18 protein-coding genes are annotated in these 19,314 nt (G+C 42.0%); 10 read left to right on the top strand and 8 right to left on the bottom strand.

Features of this window, described 5'->3' with window-relative positions:
* Positions 1–125: 125 nt before the first annotated feature.
* Positions 126–1,562 (bottom strand): IS1182 family transposase, encoded by a 1,437-nt coding sequence (locus IGJ15_RS13360; RefSeq protein ID WP_430599155.1) that lies wholly within the window; start codon positions 1,560–1,562, stop codon positions 126–128.
* A 299-nt stretch (positions 1,563–1,861) separates the two neighbouring features.
* On the opposite strand from IGJ15_RS13360, the gene IGJ15_RS13355 reads away from it, so the two are divergent.
* Genes IGJ15_RS13355 through IGJ15_RS13335 form a run of 5 tightly spaced genes read left to right on the top strand, consistent with a single transcriptional unit; the run spans position 1,862 to position 7,406 of the window.
* The gene (locus IGJ15_RS13355; protein ID WP_231435223.1) at positions 1,862–3,901 is read left to right on the top strand and encodes a BglG family transcription antiterminator; all 2,040 of its coding nucleotides are present in this window, start codon (positions 1,862–1,864) and stop codon (positions 3,899–3,901) included.
* The gene (locus IGJ15_RS13350) at positions 3,898–4,179 is read left to right on the top strand and encodes a PTS sugar transporter subunit IIB (protein ID WP_005227537.1); all 282 of its coding nucleotides are present in this window, start codon (positions 3,898–3,900) and stop codon (positions 4,177–4,179) included. Before IGJ15_RS13355 ends, IGJ15_RS13350 begins: the two co-directional genes overlap by 4 nt.
* A gap of 16 nt (positions 4,180–4,195) precedes the next feature.
* A complete protein-coding gene (locus IGJ15_RS13345; protein WP_430599153.1) occupies positions 4,196–5,560 on the top strand; it encodes a PTS ascorbate transporter subunit IIC in 1,365 nt (454 codons plus the stop codon).
* Positions 5,561–5,582: 22 nt separating this feature from the next.
* Positions 5,583–6,440: a transketolase gene (locus tag IGJ15_RS13340; protein WP_005231438.1), complete on the top strand. Its 858-nt coding sequence runs from the start codon at positions 5,583–5,585 to the stop codon at positions 6,438–6,440.
* A 3-nt stretch (positions 6,441–6,443) separates the two neighbouring features.
* Positions 6,444–7,406: a transketolase family protein gene (locus IGJ15_RS13335; protein WP_010748799.1), complete on the top strand. Its 963-nt coding sequence runs from the start codon at positions 6,444–6,446 to the stop codon at positions 7,404–7,406.
* 114 nt (positions 7,407–7,520) lie between these two features.
* On the opposite strand, the gene IGJ15_RS13330 is transcribed toward IGJ15_RS13335, so the two are convergent.
* From IGJ15_RS13330 to IGJ15_RS13305, 6 genes are all read right to left on the bottom strand, one after another.
* The gene (locus IGJ15_RS13330) at positions 7,521–8,984 is read right to left on the bottom strand and encodes a PH domain-containing protein (RefSeq protein WP_010748800.1); all 1,464 of its coding nucleotides are present in this window, start codon (positions 8,982–8,984) and stop codon (positions 7,521–7,523) included.
* Positions 8,974–9,465: a PH domain-containing protein gene (locus tag IGJ15_RS13325; protein ID WP_010748801.1), complete on the bottom strand. Its 492-nt coding sequence runs from the start codon at positions 9,463–9,465 to the stop codon at positions 8,974–8,976. Before IGJ15_RS13325 ends, IGJ15_RS13330 begins: the two co-directional genes overlap by 11 nt.
* 314 nt (positions 9,466–9,779) lie before the next feature.
* Positions 9,780–10,133: a DUF3784 domain-containing protein gene (locus IGJ15_RS13320; protein WP_010748802.1), complete on the bottom strand. Its 354-nt coding sequence runs from the start codon at positions 10,131–10,133 to the stop codon at positions 9,780–9,782.
* Positions 10,134–10,194: 61 nt separating this feature from the next.
* Positions 10,195–10,656, bottom strand: a complete 462-nt coding sequence (locus tag IGJ15_RS13315) for a GNAT family N-acetyltransferase (protein ID WP_430599152.1) — start codon at positions 10,654–10,656, stop codon at positions 10,195–10,197.
* A gap of 99 nt (positions 10,657–10,755) precedes the next feature.
* On the bottom strand, positions 10,756–11,325 hold the full coding sequence (locus tag IGJ15_RS13310; RefSeq protein WP_034695335.1) for a hypothetical protein: 570 nt from the start codon (positions 11,323–11,325) through the stop codon (positions 10,756–10,758).
* On the bottom strand, positions 11,315–12,223 hold the full coding sequence (locus IGJ15_RS13305; RefSeq protein ID WP_010748805.1) for a helix-turn-helix transcriptional regulator: 909 nt from the start codon (positions 12,221–12,223) through the stop codon (positions 11,315–11,317). The genes IGJ15_RS13310 and IGJ15_RS13305 overlap by 11 nt, the downstream gene beginning before the upstream one ends.
* A 93-nt stretch (positions 12,224–12,316) precedes the next feature.
* Here IGJ15_RS13305 and IGJ15_RS13300 point away from each other — a divergent pair, with 93 nt between their 5' ends.
* From IGJ15_RS13300 to IGJ15_RS13285, 4 genes are all read left to right on the top strand, one after another.
* Positions 12,317–12,745: an effector binding domain-containing protein gene (locus tag IGJ15_RS13300; protein ID WP_010748806.1), complete on the top strand. Its 429-nt coding sequence runs from the start codon at positions 12,317–12,319 to the stop codon at positions 12,743–12,745.
* Between the two features lie 15 nt (positions 12,746–12,760).
* Positions 12,761–13,273, top strand: coding sequence for a ClbS/DfsB family four-helix bundle protein (locus IGJ15_RS13295; protein ID WP_194186201.1), 513 nt, complete (start codon positions 12,761–12,763; stop codon positions 13,271–13,273).
* Positions 13,274–13,696: 423 nt separating this feature from the next.
* Complete coding sequence (locus IGJ15_RS13290) at positions 13,697–16,060, top strand: HAD-IC family P-type ATPase (protein WP_010748808.1); 2,364 nt, start codon at positions 13,697–13,699, stop codon at positions 16,058–16,060.
* 229 nt (positions 16,061–16,289) lie between these two features.
* Complete coding sequence (locus tag IGJ15_RS13285) at positions 16,290–17,216, top strand: LacI family DNA-binding transcriptional regulator (RefSeq protein ID WP_010748809.1); 927 nt, start codon at positions 16,290–16,292, stop codon at positions 17,214–17,216.
* Between the two features lie 412 nt (positions 17,217–17,628).
* On the opposite strand, the gene IGJ15_RS13280 is transcribed toward IGJ15_RS13285, so the two are convergent.
* On the bottom strand, positions 17,629–17,817 hold the full coding sequence (locus tag IGJ15_RS13280; protein ID WP_005227564.1) for a hypothetical protein: 189 nt from the start codon (positions 17,815–17,817) through the stop codon (positions 17,629–17,631).
* A gap of 958 nt (positions 17,818–18,775) precedes the next feature.
* Between IGJ15_RS13280 and IGJ15_RS13275 the strand changes: the two genes are divergently transcribed.
* Positions 18,776–19,234: a hypothetical protein gene (locus IGJ15_RS13275; protein WP_430599150.1), complete on the top strand. Its 459-nt coding sequence runs from the start codon at positions 18,776–18,778 to the stop codon at positions 19,232–19,234.
* The last annotated feature ends 80 nt before the right edge of the window (positions 19,235–19,314 follow it).

Here is a 19,314-nt window from a genome sequence, read left to right as displayed (position 1 = left end):
TAAAAAAGTATATTGGAAAAATGACGATTGCTTTTAATGATTCTGATAGTTTCAATAATAAAACAACAAATAGCATCAGTATCTAAGCGAATCAGTAAATGATTCGCTCAGACTGTAGACAAACCTTATACAAACATGAGGTTTGTCTTTTTTCTATGTAATATTCTATGGATAATCGATAGAATAGGCAGTTTTCCTTTAGGAAAACGTCTCTTTTGCGCTCTGATCCTTTTTATTTTTGCTAGTTTTTTCATATTAAGACACGCAAAAGTAAGCCCAATTTTCATGTGCATTTTTTCAATTCCTATTTGATTGGTATAACGTAACCCATGAAATTCTTTTGCTGTCCCAAAAATTCGTTCAATGATTTCTTTTCTCTTTTTATAAAGTTCTTTGAACCAACTTTGATGGCGTATCTCTTCACAGGTCTCTATAGCTTCAGCCCAAATGTGACTAGTGATTACTTTGGTATGATTTTTTGAGTTGGTACACTTAGACAAGAAAGGACAATTTTTACAATCCTTTGGATTGCTTTTGTATTCGATATATCCTTTGCGATTGGTAGTGGCATAAGAGAGTACTTTATTATTGGGACAGATATAACAATTATAGTAATCGTCATAAACATATTCATGTTTCTTGAAATAGCCTTTTTTAGTCATAGGACGTTTGTATGGGAAAATTGGGGTCAATTTATGTTCGAGTAGTAAATGTGCAATTGCTGGTGTCTTATACCCAGCATCCATAATTAATTTTTCTAGGGGAAAAGCTCCTTTGAGCTTGTTAAATAAAGAAACAAACGTACGACTGTCATGAAAGTTCCCTGGGTGTGTAGTATAACCTAATATCCATCCATGTTTATCACACGCCACTTGTGAGCTATAGGCAAAAACTTCTTTGTGTTCACCTTTATGAAACCAACCACTTTCAGGATCAGTCGTACTTCTTTTTTTCAAGGAAGTTTTACTTTCTGCGTTTGTTTCTTTTAAGGGCTTTTTTAAATGTTTTTCTCGATTCTTGGTGATTTCTTTTGTCAGCTTATCTGTATAAAAAACAGCTTGTTCCATTACTTCGACAGATTCTTTTTTGTTACGATTCGCATGTGCTTTAATATGCGTACTATCAATAAATACTTCGGAAGTATCTACGATACCTTCAGCGATACATTGTTCTAGAATTTCATAAAAAATTTTTTCAAAGAGATCTGTTCCTTTGAACCGTCGCGTATAGTTTTTACCAAATGTTGAAAAATGAGGAACAGGATCTTCTAAACTCAAACCCAAAAACCAGCGATAAGCGATATTCACTTCTATTTCTTTTATTGTTTGTCTCATACTTTTAATGCCAAATAGATATTGAATCATTGGTAATTTAATTAGAAGAATAGGATCCAAGCTAGGACGTCCTTGGATTTCATCGTATTTCTCTTTAACCAATTCATAAATAAAGGAGAAATCAATACAATGATCTATTTGCCGCAATAAATGGTCCTGTGGGAGCAAGTCTTCAAGAGAAAAGAAACCGATTTGTGCGCGTTTACTCATATCTTGTTTTGAGAGCATCTGGATACACCTCCAATTGATACTCTTATTTTAACGGATAAAAAAAGACAAAGCACTAAAAACTAGTACTTTGTCTACAGTCTGAGCGAATCAGTAAATGATTCGCTTTTTTTAATGTTGTATTTTTTATCCATTTGTTTCTATCAACAAAACCTTCTCGGATACTATATTGGATGTTATGGTAATCCTTGAAATCACCTCTTCGGTCCATCGTTTAAAAAAAACGGAGTTTCAGTTGTACCGAGAAATGATGGCGATTTCATTTTGTGCAAGCTATAGTTTAGGTGGGGGTAGCAAATATGATTCATTTCAAATTGACGTATCTGTTTTCAGAACCAAATGTTGAGGCGTTTCTTGATTTGACGAAGTGGAGGGATGAGGAATTTTTGGCGGAGATTGCCATAATCAATCAAATCACTGAACAGCGGTTGAATCAACGAATCATGATTCATGAGGGAGAAGTTTTGATTCCTTCACTGATTCAACGAAAATGGCCGGAAATTCTTTTCGATGTCCAGAAGAATACGTTGTTTTTTTCGGAAGAAGAGCGGCGGTCCATGATTTATCTTCTGACTTTTTCAGCAGTGAAAGATTTATCCGTCTATCAGTTTCAAGAGCTGTTCTATGTCAGTAAAAATACGATTTTGAAGGATGTAAAGGGGATCAGAGAGGAACTTGCAGCTTTCAAGATTCAACTATTGTACTCTCGAAAATATGGCTTTTATCTAGAGGGAGAGGAATATCAGATTCGCGCTCTTGCCTTTCGAAAGGTCAGCACGTTATCCAATACGAAAAACGGGAACTTGCTCTTATTTGAGGGAATCTATGAGCAGGATAAAACGATCTATGTTCAAATCAGAGATCGTTTGTCCGCAACACTGACTGATTTCAATCTGGTGATCGTTCCGAGTCGCTTCGAAGAAATGCTTTATTTTCTTAATTATCTATCCTTTCGGATGGCAGAAACGGCTGTTTCTTTAGCGGAGACAGAAATACCGCTGCTCCAGTCGCTGCATGTCCATCAAGTCAGTCAGCAGTTTTTAGCAGAATTTCCTGACATCAAAGATCGGAAAACAGAAGAACTTTATGTAACTATCCTGTTGAAAACGATTCTGCAAGGAGATATCGAAGATACTTCATTAGAGTTTTTATTGGAATGTGCCAGTAAGATCATTCATGAAATGGAACGGCTGGCAGCTATCGAGTTTGTGGACTATCGCACCCTTTTGATGAACACATTCTATCATCTTGTCCCGGCGTATTTTCGAATCCGCTATGGTTTTCCACTGGAGAATGTACTGATTGAAGAAATCAAGCTGCAATACAATGAGTTGTTTGAACTGACGAGACGAGCACTGGGTTCTTTAGAAGACCTAGTCGGCACGATCCCTGATGAAGAAATCGGTTATTTTACGATTTTGTTTGGTGGAGAAATCAGTAAACAAAAGGCCAAACGTGATTACTTCCAACTAAATGCATTAGTCGTCTGTCCCAGTGGCATCAGTTCATCCTTGATTTTGGAATCAGAGTTAAAGGAACTGTTTCCCCAGATCCATTTTTTGCCGGCTCGTTCGATCGAAGAGTATGAAAATGTTCGGTTTAATGAAGAGATTGATCTGATTTTTTCCAGTGCGCCGATCAAAACCAAACGACCCTGTTATGTGATCAATCCGATTATGACGCCCATTGAGAAGGATGAATTGGTTAGAAACGTACAAGCGGCATTCTTTCCTTCAAAAACTGGTTTGCATTCCATTGACGATGTGTTAGAAGTGATTTTGCCCTATGTTGATTTAAAAGCAGGAATCAGTAAGCAAAAGCTGAGAAAAATTTTGCAAAGAAAAATCAATCGAGAATTGAATAGAAGGGAAGACCAACGTCCGATGTTATCAGATTTATTAACAGCAGAAACCATCCAATTTACCGAGGTGCCGCTGACTTGGCAAGAAGCCATCCGAGAAGCTGCTGCGCCATTAAAAAAGACCAATAAAATTGAGGAACAGTACATTACCGCCATGATCAATAAAGTGGTGGATCACGGTCCTTTTATCCATATTGGAAAAGGCATCGCTTTGCCTCATGCGCGTCCAGAAGATGGGGTCAATGCCATCGGGATGTCGTTATTAAAAGTCAAAGAACCAGTGCTTTTGAATGATGATCCGCAACACCCCATTCACGTGTTTATATGTTTGGCGGCGGTTGACAATGAACTCCATCTAAAAGCGTTAGCGAGTTTGACTAAAATTTTGTCGAATAATGAAAAACTAACTGCGTTACTTTCCGCAACCAATGCGGATCAAATAATTGAAGTGATTAGAGAAGGAGAAGATGAAAAATGAAATTTGCAGCAGTGTGTGGGTCAGGATTAGGATCAAGTTTTATGGTGGAGATGAATATCAATTCTGTTTTAAATGAACTGGGTGTCTCAGGTGTGGAAGTGTCCCATTATGATTTAGGAAGTGCCGCACCCGATATGGCGGATGTTTTCTTCGTTGGCGGCGATTTAGCCGATAGTGCGCAGCATCTAGGTGAGATCGTAGTGTTAGACAGTATTATCGATCTCGATGAATTGAAGCAAAAGGTTCAAGCCGTTTGTCAGGAAAAAGGATTACTATAAAAAGGAGTAGACAGTCATGAACGAATTTTTAGATATTCTTGTTGATATCGCGAGTACCCCAGCGATCTTAGTTGCGCTGATCGCCGTTTTGGGGAATGTGCTGCAGAAAAAAGACATTGCCACGATCGTCAAAGGGGGCATCAAAACCTTTGTTGGGTTTCTCGTGGTCACTGCCGGGGCTGGAGTGATCGAAAGCTCTCTGGCGCCATTTGGGGAGATGTTCCAAGCAGCCTTTAACATGCAAGGGGTCGTACCAAATAACGAAGCGATCGTTGCGCTAGCGTTGACAACTTACGGCACCTATACCGCACTTATTATGTTAGCCGGAATGGCCTTCAATATTTTGATTGCCCGTATCACTCGCTTTAAATACATTTATTTGACTGGGCATGCCACGTTGTATATGGCGTGTATGATTGCGGTTATTTTGAGCGTTACTGGAATGAATACTTTTAATCTAGTTTTATTTGGGGGCTTAGCGTTAGGGATCTGTAACACGATTTTCCCAGCGATCGCACAACCGTTTACCCGAGAAATTACTAAAAATGATTCCGTCGCATTGGGGCATACGGGGAACTTCGGCTACGCATTGAGCGGGTTGATTGGGAAATACGTCGGCAATAAGGAAAAATCTACCGAAGACATCAATTTTCCGAAAGGCTTGTCTTTCTTGCGGGATTCTACTGTTAGTATCACGATTACGATGGCGGTTGTATACGTGATCGTAGCAATTTTTGCTGGGAGTGAATTTATTACGGAAAATCTTAGCAATGGCACGAACTCGATCATTTATTCGTTGCAGCAAGCAGGTTCGTTTGCCGCTGGTGTCTTTGTGATTTTAGCTGGTGTCCGTTTGATTTTGGCAGAAATCGTACCAGCCTTTAAAGGGATTTCTGAAAAGCTTGTTCCTAATGCGATTCCTGCATTGGATTGTCCAATCGTCTTTCCTTATGCGCCAAATGCTGTTCTGATTGGTTTTCTAACCAGTTTTGTCGGTGGGATCGTTAGTTTGATCATCATGGTCTTCACAGGAACAACCGTTATTATTCCAGGGGTCGTACCCCATTTCTTCTGTGGCGCAACGGCAGGTGTTTACGGCAATGCAACGGGTGGTGTGCGAGGCGCCGTCATTGGGTCTTTTATTCATGGGATCATTATCAGCTTTATGCCGATCTTGTTGATGCCAGTCATGGGGGATCTTGGGTTCCAAGGATCAACTTTCTCTGATACCGACTATGGGGTTGCAGGGATCTTCCTAGGAAACCTAGCCAATATGGGCGGTCAAATCGCCATCTTATCAGGGATAATTGCGGTAGTCGCGGTCTTGATCGGATTGACGATTTTCAAGAAAAACAGTCGGGCAAAATCTGTTTCTGAATAAATAGAGGATGGAGGGATAAATAGTGGCAATCAGTGAACAAAAATACCACGAGCTTGAAGAATTAGCGGCAAAGATTCGTTTAGATACCCTTTGCAGCATCAAGAAAATGGGACAAGGCCATCTGGGCGGCTCCTTTTCAATTGTTGAATTATTGGCCGTTTTGTACGGCAAACAGCTGCGAATCAATCCACAAGATCCACAGTGGGCGGATCGTGACCGACTCGTCTTGTCAAAAGGGCATGCTGGCGCCGCACTGTATAGTGCATTAGCAAATACGGGCTATTTTGATCGGTCGTGGTTATGGACGATCAATGAGGGCGGCACGAGACTGCCTTCCCATCCAGATCGCTGGAAAACGCCGGGGGTTGATGCCACCACAGGTTCACTGGGGCAGGGAACTTCCATGGCTGCTGGGATCGCGACAGGCCTGCGCTTGGCAGGCAAGGACAATTTTGTTTATTTGATCGTTGGAGATGGCGAACTAAATGAAGGACAGTGCTGGGAAGCCTTCCAATACATTGCCCACTTTAAACTGAATCACTGTATCGTCATTATTGATGACAACAAAAAACAGCTAGATGGGCCAACCAAAGACATTCTTGATCCCTTTGACATCCAGCAGAAGATGACTGCTTTTGGCTTTTATACAGAAAAAGTTCCAGGGGCAGACATGCAAGCCATTGATGAGGCAATCGAGCGCTGCAAAGCAATCGAAGACCAAGCGGTTTGCATTGTCTTGGACAGCGTGAAAGGACAAGGCGTTCCTTTCTTTGAAGAACTAGATGCCAATCACTCCGTGAAGTTTACCACGGATGAGATCAATCAAGCGGCAGAAGCGGCAATCAAAGAATTGACGATAAAAATCGAAGGAGGACGCTAAGGCATGTTTACATTAAGCAAAACCACTGCTGCTGGTAAAGAGCTGCGAACTTGTGTCGTTGACACATTGGTGGAACTCATGGATGAAAATAACCAGCTAGTTGCGTTAGATGCCGACCTTGGTTCTGCCAGCGGCTGGACCACGATTGCCAACAAACATCCCCAACGCTTTATCAACATGGGGATCGCGGAAGCCAATATGGTTGGTGTCGCGGCTGGCTTGAGTTTAACCGGTTATACACCTTTTATCCACACCTTTGGGCCATTTGCGACGCGTCGGGTATTCGATCAGCTGTTTATTTCTGGCGGCTATGGCGGCAATACGATCAATATTTACGGTTCTGATCCAGGGTTTGCAGTCGGGCATAACGGCGGCACCCATACGACATGGGAAGATGTGGCTTTGATGCGAATGATTCCCCAATCGATCGTCTGCGATGCAGCGGATGAAGTCCAAATGGCGTGGATCATAAACACCTTTAGCCAATTATCAGGCATTCATTACGTACGAGGCAATCGGAAAGCGGTTCCGACGATTTATGAAAAAGGCTCGACCTTTGAACTAGGAAAAGGCAATATTTTAAGACCAGGCGATGAACTGTTGTTGATTGCTAGCGGACAATTGGTATCTGAAACACTGCAAGTGGCAGAAGAATTAGCAGAAATAGGAATTAGCTGCGAAGTGATCGACATGTTTACCATCAAACCAATCGATAAAGAATTGATCCTCCGCGAAGTTCAGGGGAAACGGCAAGTCATCACCATCGAAAATCATTCTATTACCGGTGGACTAGGAAGTGCCGTCGCCGAAGTGCTTGCTGAAACAGGCAGTGCTGTCCCCTTAAAACGTATTGGTGTCAACGAACGATTCGGTCAAGTCGGCACACCCGATTTCCTGCAAAAAGAATATGGCTTAGATGCTGCTTCTATCAAGCAGCAAATAGTCGAAGGGAAGGTCAGGGGATAGAAAAAAGAAGCATCAACGAATCAATGGTTGGTGCTTCCTTCTCATTTATTTCAGGTCTTGCGAAAAACGTCAAACAGCGCATCAGTCCTGCTGTTTGACGTTTTTTTGTGTGAACTAGGACAAAAACCAGCGCCGCAACTTTTCTGCTTCGGTTAATGGAAAGTAGAAAAGCTTACTTTCAGTGAGCGTATCTTCGGTTTTGATGGTCAGCTGTGACTTGCCAAGCCCTTTTTTGTGCTGCCAATACGTCGTGGTGACGGTGAAATCTTGGATTTTATTTTTCTTCAGATAAGCGGTCACCTTAGTAAGACCGCGAATCGTTTGGCACAACAATACGTGATTGTCTAAAAATTGATAGCCTTGTATTTTGCCCCGCCAAATACTTGATAACACGAAGGAGCCAAAGAACACGAAGAAAATCAGCGCTAACCACCAGAAAAAGAAGGCGGAGATTCCTACAGCAAGGAGTCCGATCAGCAGCGGCCAACGGCAGAAGTACCAAAAGTTGGGTCGCGGATTTTTCACTAGAGCGGTTTGTTGAAACGACCATTCGGGCAAAAAGCGGGCCAATGTGTCGGTCAGCTGCGCCTCTTTCAAAATGGGGAACAGATAGACCGTATCATCGCTTTCTGACGAACTGCCAGCAGCCAGCAGTAACTTGACGGAGCTTAGATGAAAGATTCTTCGATAAAGGTTTTGTTCGACACTCAGCCCTTGGATCCTAGCGAGGGGAATCGTTTGGTGACGTTTAGAAAACAAGCCTTGCGTGATCAACAACTGTTGCTGGTTCGTTTTCACCGTAAAGCCATAATAGCGGAAAAGATTCCTGGCGATCGCAAGGAAGAAAAACAAAATCAGCAGCCCGAGTAAAATTGCAGCACCTAATAAAAGGCCAAGTTGCTGCAATTCCGATGCATAGGCAAAGAAATTGGGAATGTTGTCAATCACGTTGTAGCCGATGACTAGAACCAAGGTGAAAACAGAAAAATCAGTGAGAGAAAACAAGAAAATCTCCTTGAATTTCAAAGTGAATGTTTCTAACGGCTGCGCTGACTTCTCAGCCGAAAACGCAGCGTAATCGTCGGTTGGTTCTTCTCTACTAGTTGTTTGGGCAGTCGGCTGTTGTGGTGTCGCAGCCGCCTTTTTTGACGCTTCGATTGAGGCAATGAGAGCCAGCGGCAATGCAGGGAAAAGAATTTCGGCTTCACCACTCGAACTTGCGGCGCTTTCCAACTTCACTTCAGCTAATTTAAATGGACGTAAATAAAAGTAATGATTCTCTTGAATGGTTTGGATGCGTTCAAATGGCAAAATCGTTTGTTTTTGGATAAAGAGTCCTTTGTTGACTAGTACACTCGTTTGATCGATTTGAAAGGTAAAGCGGGCGTAAGACAGTACCGCAAAAATCAGACACACCAGTAAAAATAGCAGAATGCCGCCCAGAATCATCGGAAAAGAAGGGGCGTCGTTGAATAATTTGAATACAAACAGAAACGCTAGTACCAGAAAATTTTTGCAATTTTTGAACCAATAAAGACCGATACACAGCAACGGCAGTCGTTGTTTTTCATAGATCATCTTTGACCACCTCGACTAAATTCATGATGGTTTCTCGCAAGCGTTCGGCTTGCGCCACTGGCAAGCCTTCAATGGTGTGGTTGGTGGCAGCCGTATGGATCTGTAAGGAGACTAAAGCGTATTTTCGCAAAAAGATCCCTTGGTCCGTTTCGATGTGCTGGATTCGACGGATCGGAATATACGTGGTGTTGCGAAATAGATAGCCACGTTGAATAGCGATATCCTTTTCTTGGATCTCGTAGCGATGGAATTTGTAACGGTAGTTCATTAGCACAAAAGAAAGCAGATGGCTGATCAAAGTCAGCGCCAATAAGCTTGACCAAAGGGCGAACACCCAGAAATGAAGCCAGTTTTGCGTGGCTAGAAACCAAAAAGAAGCAGCGAAAATCAGGCTGAAAATAATCAGTGACGTAATCCTTCGCAACCGCCAAACACGAATGATGGTCTGAGGCATTTGTTCATTTAATAAGGGATAATTCAAGGGAAACGTCCTCTCTATAAAAAAATGACTAATAAGTATAAATATAATGGTGCAGTGTAAGAAAAACAAGAGGCAAGGGAGAATTCAGTAAGGACAGCTGGCTCGATTGCGAAAAGATGTGTGAGAAATCTTCTTATAAAACAAGGAAGAACTGTCGTCTAGTAACCTAAAAAAAAACCGTCTTAGATGACGGTCCTAGGGGGATCACATTCAGATGTTTTCGTTTAAAACAACCAATCATTGGTTAAAAAACTTGGATTACAGTGATCGCTTAGAAATACCTTATGAGTAAAACGAGAAATTCTCTCTTTATCTCAGTCTTTATTTATCGGATAGTACGAACGATTTTTTCGGACTTCAATGAAAATGAAGAGAACAAAAAGCAAGGTAAGGAGGGCACATACTATCCTAATTATTGACGAATCACCGATTTCTTCAAGCAGCAGGTAGAGCACAAGACCCAAAGACAAAACATAAACACCTGTCCAAAAGGCGCATTTGCTCATTGATTTTGAGATTGCCTGACTATCTGCTTGTGCTTTTTGATTTTCAGTCAAATCATTGTATCCAGCTATCAAGAAGCCCCATTTTTGTTTGCGAAACTGAACACCACACAAAAAGCATCCGAGAGCAAATACAACGACCAAAAGATAAATCAACCAATACAAGTTTTCTCACTCCTTTCTTATCGTTCAAGAATGATCGTTAGGTTTCGTGTTTCAACACCACTCATTCAGCGAAACGTCGAACCATCGTAATATCTGTTTCCAAATAGCCCATTTTTTTGTATAGCTGATACGCAGACTGATTATGGGCAAAAACGTGCAAGCCGATCTCAGTGATGCCTTGCTGGATCGCCCACTTTTCCAAAGCCTGTAACGCTTTGGTGCCATAGTCTTTTCCTCGCTGGTCTTCCTCGATGATAAAGTCATAGATGAAGGCTTTCTGGGCAGCTGTGTTGACCCAAATCACCCCGATCGGTTCACTAAAATCAGCTGCAAATAAAGAAAACAAGTGATTGTTTTCGGTGGCAGTCCCTTGAGGAAGCAGGGAAGCAAAGCTTTCTTTGGCTAGGGCGAGGGCCTCGTCTTTGGCCCATGTGCCTGCTTGGACTTTGTCATTGGCGTATTCGAAAATTGCATTGGTTAAGTAAGCAGCATAGTCGCTGTCTTTCATTGGGATTAAGTTCATCTATTTCTCCTTTTGTCCTTTTCGGCTCTTCTTAACCTACAGAATGATTGTAGGCAATGAGAAACAAGGACATTTGATATGAAACGGTTTGTTTCCCCTTCAGTTGAGGCGCTCTGGCAGCGGGTCTCGTCGTTGAAACAAAAACAGGTCATCCGGTGCAAACTGGTGTCGTGCATCGCAAGTATAGCCTCGTAGCCAGTCAACCCCATCGATGCGGCGAACGTAGAATCCTTTGGGGAAATCGTCGGTTTTTTCCAAAGGCACAGAAGCGATCGTGATTGCGGCAGCTGGCGCTTTTCCTTGGGATTTCAGTCCGGTACTATTTGCCAGTTGATGATAGCTGAGGCGAAAGTGTAAGGCCATTTCCAATGTACAATCGGTCAGTCCATAAGAAGGTGCAGCTGCAAAAATCTCCGTCAAAGAGCCACCTTGGGTGAGTCCTAGTTCTTTAAGAGAAACAATCACACAAGTAGTACGCTGTTTATCGGCACTGAAGGAGAGCTGGGGATGGCGCAAGAGCTGGTTGGCATACGCGTTTAAGTGAATCTGATTTTCTTCCAACTGCTGGCAAAGGCGGTTTAGCGAAACCCCGCCATACTGTACGATTACTTCCTTCAAATCAAACACTCCTTTCAATAGGGATCCTTTTCCTAAAAAATCAGTTCGCACCCTCGTTCTTGGACAAATTGGCATAAATCGCAGCAACTTCTTCTTGGTAACGATTCTTTAGTCGAGGGGGACTTAAAATGCGTAGGCTTTTTCCAAAAGAGAACAAATAGGGCACTACCCAGCTTTCCTCGGGCAAATCAACGGTAACCACAGCAGTGCCTTCCTCCGTCAAAGTAATATCCTGATGATCGAACTCATCATATACCCGATAAAGAACGTCGGCTTGAAAGAATAGACGCGCAGGATAGGTGTCAACAGTCAACTCAATGGCAGAATCAGGCGCAGGGACCGGGAAAAAATGCTGTTCGGTGACGTGGACCTGACTCATGCGGCTGATTTTAAATGTCCGAAAGGCATTCTTTTGCTGGTCGAAGGCTTGCAGATACCATGCTTGCGAACGAAAAAGCAGTTTGTAAGGCTGACAGACGCGTTTTTTCGGTCCCTGTTTACTGATATAGTCAAAGGTGATCACGTGGTTCGTTAAAATACTCTTTCTTAATAAATCAAACGTGTCGTTGCCGTTTTCTCGCCGATGCCAAGTGGAAAAATCTACCTCTAGCCAATCAGCATCGGGCTGCTTAAACAAGGATTGCAGTTTTGCCAGCGATTGCCCACTGATCTGTGGCGTTAGCTGGCGAATCCCTTTCAACGCCAAAAGTAGGTTTTTTCGTTCTTCCTCTGATAATAACACTTTATCCAACACAAAACTGCTTAACAGATAAACGCCGCCATTTCGACCCGTTTCGGTATAGATGGGCACGCCAATACTGCTTAGGGTATTGATATCTCTGGTGATGGTGCGAGTCGAGACTTCAAATTGTTTGGCTAATTCAGAAGTGGTTGCTTTTTCATGATTCAACAGGTGATAGATAAGGCCGAACAGGCGCGTCGTACTCACTGGGGTTACTCCTTTTTGGAAAAGATGGTGAAACACTGACACAGGGTGTCTAGGTTTCTATCGTATCATAAAGACAAAGAAGGAGGAACGCTAATGAAATTTTCGATAATAGCAACTGAAAGAACCAATAATTTTACTGATCCAGCGATTCAAGCAAAAATCACTGGCTTATGGGAGAAAAACAGCGAAGCGGTCAAGAAAGCCGCAGAAAAAGGAATGGCCATCGCTTGCGTTTACCACGGGTATGAGTCAAACTATCAAGGAGACTATGCCGTTTCTCTTTGTTGCGAAGAAACGGAGCAAGCAGACTTTGATACAGAAAAATATACTTGGAAAAAGTATCCGGTCGATCGGCGTGATGCGCAGGGCATTTTGACTACTTGGCGTCAAATCTGGTCTGAGGAAGAAAACCACCAGCTGCAGCGCAAGTATTCCTTTGATTTTGAACAATATGCGCCAGACGGCGAAGTAACGATTTTTATCGCCATTGCTGAAAGCGACAAAGAGCAGCCATTTTCCTGAATAGGAGGACAAACAATGAGACAATATGAAAGCAAAGCAGCGCTGATCCAAGAGATCACAGAGCGTTACCAAAAATTTCGCCAAGAATTTGTTGAAATTCCCGAAGCGTTACGAAATCAGCGAACAGCTGGGGTCGATAAGACGCCTTCAGAAAACTTGTCTTACCAAATCGGCTGGGTCAGTTTGTTATTGTCATGGGAAGCACAGGAACAGCAAGGGATGAGCGTTCACACACCTGCTGAAGGGTACAAATGGAACAACCTTGGCGGATTGTATCAATCTTTTTATCAGACATACGGCAGTTTGACCTTAGCACAGCAGCAAGAGCTCTTAGACCAAAAAGTGACGGCCCTTTGCCAGTGGATCGAAGGCTTATCCGATCAGGAATTGTTTGAAGCAGGGCAGCGGGATTGGGCAACCACCAAAGCACAGTGGCCAGTCTATAAATGGATCCATATCAATACAGTAGCACCCTTTACCAATTTCCGAACGAAAATCCGAAAATGGAAAAAGGAAGCACTGCATTGATCAATAAAAGAAGCAAGCTGGTTGAGCGTTTTTTAGCAACTGAGGGAACAGCTAACTTAAAGAATTGTTAAACAGTTGATCTGTGAAGATCAGCTGTTTTTTTTGTTTTGTGTCATCGCAAGAAACCACCTGGAAAGCCTATGATAGCTTATTGTCTAGTCGGTTCAGGTTAAGAAATAAACTGTTATTTTAATTCCTAAAGTGACGCGAAGGTGACAAAAATGAAACGCCAATTCGTAAATGGGTATGCTATATTTTAAACAGTACTTGTTTTTTTACAGAAAAAAAGCGGGGAGTCGATGGCGTATCTTACGCAATCGACGCCAATTGTTTTTATAGAAAAAACACAAAACCATTCCCAAGTCTGATGCAAATTTGCTGAATATTCAGCAAAATAAAAGTAAATGACTAAGAATAGAAAGGGTGAGGATCATCGAAAACAACCAAACCATTGGCTTGACGTCAGGAGAAGTCAAGGCGCGGGTGCAGCGCGGTCAAGTCAATAAGACAAAAAAGGATACGACGAATACGTACCCGAAAATCCTTTTTACCAATATCTTTACCTTTTTCAATTTGATCAACTGTGTCCTATTCTTTCTCGTCTGTTTGACGGGTTCTTATCAAAACGGCTTGTTCGTTTTTGTTGTCTTCAGCAATGTGATCATCAATCTCTTTCAAGAAGTTCGTTCCAAACGAACGCTGGATAAGCTGGCATTGCTAAAAGTTGCCAAAGCCGATGTTTATCGGGATGGCAAGCTGGAGAATTTGCCGATCCACAAACTCGTAATGGATGATGTGTTACGACTGAAAAGCGGGGATCAAGTGCCGACGGATGCCAAAGTCATTCAAGGGTCTTTAGAAGTCAATGAATCCTTGCTGACTGGTGAAATGGATACGATCTACAAGCAGCCAGCAGACGAGTTGTTTTCTGGCAGTTTTATCACTGCTGGCGAAGCGTTATGCCAAGTGATCCACGTAGGCGCTGACAACTATATCGCAAAAATCAACAAAGAAGCCAAAACCATCAAACGACAAAAATACATGATCCAAGGCAGTTTAAACAAAATCATTCGTTGGATCAGTCTGATTTTGGTGCCGTTATGTACCCTCTTGTTCGTCAAACAGTTCTATTTCTCTCATGCAACTTTCAACACCGCCATCTTACGGACGGTGGCGGCAGCTGTGGGAATGTTCCCCGAAGGTTTGTTTTTATTGACCAGTGTCACATTGACCATCAGTGCCGTCTATCTGGCGCGCAAAAAAGTGATGGTGCAGGAATTGAACTGCATTGATGCCTTGGCACGGGTCGATGTTCTTTGCTTAGATAAAACGGGCACGATCACCGAAGGCAAGATGACGGTGGAAAAGACGATTTCCTTTCAATCGGACACACCGTTGGCAGAAATCACTGGTAACTTAATGGCGCAGCTACCCGATCAGAACCCAACGGCAATGGCGCTGCGAACCTTTTTCCCAGAAAAAAAGACGTACCAGATGCAGCAAGTCGTCCCCTTTTCATCAGATCGCAAATTCAGTTGCGTCACGTTTGAAGGACAAGGCACTTATTTCATCGGAGCTGCGTCGATTTTACTAGGAACCAACCATGAAGCTGTCTTAAAACAGGAAAGGCAGCTGGCAGAAGAAGGCTACCGAGTGATCGTTTTGGCTCACAGTACGCAAGGCTATGAGGAGGAAGGACTGCCGACGGATATTGAACCGCTGGGCTTTTACTTACTGTCAGACACGATTCGTGAAGATGCCAAAGAGACCTTGGAGTATTTTCGTTCACAGTCAATCCAATGCAAGATCATCTCTGGCGATGATCCAGTGACAGTCAGTCAAATCGCGAAAAAAGTCAATCTACCAGGGGCTTCTGATTTTATCGATGTATCAAAATTAACTGCAGCCGAATTAAAAGAAGCTGTCAGCAACTATCAGATTTTTGGTCGAGTGACGCCGCAACAAAAAAAAGAAATGGTGCTCTACTTGAAAGAACAAGGGCATACTGTCGCGATGACTGGCGATGGCGTCAACGATGTTTTGGCGCTGAAAGAAGCCGACTGCTCGATCGCAATGGCTTCTGGTGTCGATGCTGCGCGTCAAGTGTCAAATCTGGTTCTTTTGGAAAATCAATTTGATGCTTTGCCATCGGTCATGGATGAAGGCCGCCGAGTGATCAATAACATTACCCGCTCAGGTTCATTGGTGCTAGTGCAAGTCTTATTCTCCATCATGATCACCATGGGGACGTTGTTATCAGGAACGACCTATCCTTTTGAGCCGATCCAATTAACGATCATCAATGCCTGCTTTGTTGGCATTCCGACCTTCTTTTTAAACTTTGAACCAGACTTCAATCGGATCAAAGGAGACTTTATGACGACGATTTTCAAAAATGCTTTTCCAACAGCCTTGACGATTACGGTAGGAACTTTGCTGATCATCAACTTTGGCTATTGGTTCAACAGCAGCAGTAAAGCTCTATCGATCATGAGCATTATTTTTACTGCTTGGAACTATCGCTTGATCCAGAAAAAAGTCTATCCAGCGATCAACAGCTATCGAACGATGATTTTTTTCAGCACTCAGATCTTGTACTTTGCTGCTTTGATCGTCGGTCGCGACCTCTTTAACCTAGGCAATACCAGCTATCTCAACCTCATTCTCTTGATTGCCTTGTTGAATTTTTCCGCCTACATGCAACGCTTTGCGGATAAGGGCATCGAGCTGCTGATGCGAAGATATACGAAGAAACGTAAAAGTTTATCAAAAGAAATGATTCAGTAAATAATAGAAAAACTGATTGCTTAAGCAGCGTTTGCAGCCTGCTAGGCAGTCAGTTTTTGATTTTAAATAAATTTCTTTTCAAGGAGTCTAACTAAGTCTTGCTATGAAACTCGTTTCATACCGTACAATCAATCAAGAGACCTTCTCAGAAAATTGTCGAAAGTGGAACAACTAATTTTCTATGGTAGACTTAGGTCATTAGCAAAACAATCAGATAGGAATGAAAGAAATGGCAACGATTCGCGATATAGCAAAAATTACTGGTTTTTCGATCACGACGGTCTCTCGTGTGATCAATGGCCATCCTTATGTCGATGAGCAAAAGCGAGCAGCGATTTTGGCAGTGATGGAAGAACTAGATTACAAACCGAATAAAATCGCCCAAAAACTTAGCTCGGGGAAAACCTATAATATTGGAGTCATCGTACCGTTTGTCAATCACGCCTTCTTTGACGGAATTTTAAATGGCATCATGGAAGAAGCCTTTGCCCAAAAATACAAGGTGACGTTGCTTCCGACCAATTTTGATCGGAAGCTGGAGCTAGAATATCTAGAAGAATTCGCTGCAAAGGGATTTGACGGCTTGATCGTCATCACCCGCGCAAATCATATCGAGACATTTTATCCCTACATGGAAAAAGGACCGATTGTTTTTTGCGAAAATTCGACCGGTACGGCCGTTCCTTTCGTTGCGATCGACTTGGTCGGCTCTGTGACAGCCAGTATCAAGTATTTGAAAGAACAAGGCGTAAAACGCTTGGGACTGACGCTCGGGCGCAGCAAACGCCTCAGCTGCAATTCAGTCAACACGATCGCAAAAGCCAAGGAGCTGTTTCCTAATTTTTCTGAAGCAGATATTTATTGGGATTGTATCAAAGCACAAGATGGGATTCCCGCAGCTGCATTTTTTAAGGAACGAGGAATCGATGGGGTGATCACAAATGGGGACGAGATCGCAGCGATGATCTTAAATCAATACTCCCACGGGACAGCACCCGTCGTGATTGGACAAGAAAACCTGCTCATCAGTCAAATGCTGCACTTTTCTTCCGTTGAGTTTCATCTGGATCAGTGCGGCAAAGAAGCTTTTCGATTGTTTCAAGAAAGAAAACAAGAGCAGATCATTCTGCCTTACGAACTTATTATTCGTGAATAATCATTGTTATAAAAAGAACACACCTTTTTGTCGAGAGGTGTGTTTTTGCCTGCTTATAAAGGGGATTTGTAGAGATAAAATAAAAAAATAAAGAAAAAATTTATTTTGAAAGCTTGCTTTTCACAGAGTAAAGGGCTACCATTGGTCTGTGGCTTTTTCGCCACAAAATAGGAAACGTATCAGACAAGAGTACTTGGGGAAGATTCTCTTGGGGGAAGCCTGATACGTTTCCTTTTGTTCATTCTAACACTATTTATATATAAAGTAGAGAGATATTGAGTAGATAAATAAAAATACTGCTGTAATTGATGAATAGGAAAAGAGCAAGCTCACAAAGGACTACTTTCAAAGCGTTTTCCTACAACATGTTGGATGGCAAATGGCTCCTCATGTTTTGGTTAATAAAAGAGGATCAACTAACTAATTGTGTGGCACCAACTAGAAAATTACATAGCTTAGCAACACCTGTTTCAGCTGTTTCTTTGATTAGAACAGTTGCAGTATTTTCGTAAACATGAATCACACTAACTTCTTGTAAACCGGTAAAGCCAATAACATTTGCCTGATAGTTTTGACCAGGGAACACTTGGTATTTTTCCATGTTTTTATCTCCTTCATTATTCTTATTTCAAAAGAATAATAATTAAAATTTAAGAAAAAGTAAAGTGAAACGATTTTTCATTCAAAAACTCGTCTTTTCGGCTGTTTATTCGAGTGGAAATCAACCTTTTCTGTAATTTTTCATTTGTTTTTTCAATAAATATACGATGGCTAGTTGAATATTATTCAAAGGATCATACCAATTTAGCGAGCGATCGACTACAAAGTTGAGGGAAAGAAAGCCAGAAATTCCCAGCTATATTGTTTGTTTTGTCCCGTCTCCACGCTTATAATAAAGGTAGGAAGAACGATCGGCGTTACTACTTCCTAATTCAATTGAAAAGGGCGTGCAAGTTATGGAAAACGTATACCGAAATAACTTTGTCAAAAGAACGGTTCAACTGATGTTTGCACCAAAAAAAATCAGAAAACGTCCACCCGAACAATGGATCAAAATGCCTACCGACCGAGGTATTCGGAGAAAGGACGCGTGATCCAGCATCTCGCAGCTATGCGTGAAATAGTTTTTGAAGAAACGAAACTCAGGAAGTCCCGTCAGGGGACTTCCTTTTTTATGTCATTTTTATCACATTCTTCATTGAGAAAATTATTAGTACAGGCGCTCTTTTGCAGACGCAAGGTCAAGAATACGATGGAATAAGAAATCACAAACTACAAAGAAACGAATGTCAGAACTCAATGGATCATTGGGTGAAAGACTACAATCCTTCTTTTCATTGAGGGATTTCCCTGTTTTTTTGATCGATTTTAAATTGGATATTGCCAGGAAAAATGCGCGCCAACGAGCGATCACTTTCTAATGGTACAGGAGACCAACGTTTAAGGAACGTAAAAGCAATCAAAAAAGCGCTTTTTTCGTACAAAGATTCTGTTAAAATGATGATATGGATAAAAAAATAGCAATTGCTGCAAATCAATCATTTAAAGAAGGTGAAAGCATGGACTACCAAGAAATCGCGCGTCATTTTCAGACAACATCGTTTGATCCCCAACCGTTTGTGCAAACGGCGATCGATGGTCGAAAGGTAAGGGAGAAGCTAGTGGAGAATGTCGTTGATGGTCAAAATCATATCAATGAGTATTTTAATAGTTATTTGATTATTAAAGAAGTAGCCACTAAAAACCCTGAGCTGATTTATGAGGAGTGGGAACGGATCTGGGCACTGCATACCCACAAAAATTCCTATCATCGCTGGTTCGCCCATGATCTGATCACGCAACTTCTGGTGATCGATCGTGAAGACAAGTTTGAAGCAATCAAGCGAGAATATGTACTGCTGCCCAAAGAAGAAAAAATCAGTAATTACAAGAAGATGTCTGAGAATATCCAAAAGGCTATGAAGCTCAAATACCTCAGCAAAGAAATTTCACTGTTATGGAAAATTAAGTACATGTGATGAATGAACGGATAATCAGGTTGATGGTATTGCTTTCTATTAGTTAAATCATAGAAAAAACAGGCTATCTTTTTGTGATT

Origin of the sequence: Enterococcus sp. AZ079, from assembly GCF_050547255.1 — a bacterium.
Lineage (GTDB): Bacteria > Bacillota > Bacilli > Lactobacillales > Enterococcaceae > Enterococcus_D > Enterococcus_D casseliflavus.
The sequence above is the reverse complement of the archived record's forward strand: the minus strand, read 5'-3'. Positions and strand labels throughout refer to the sequence as shown.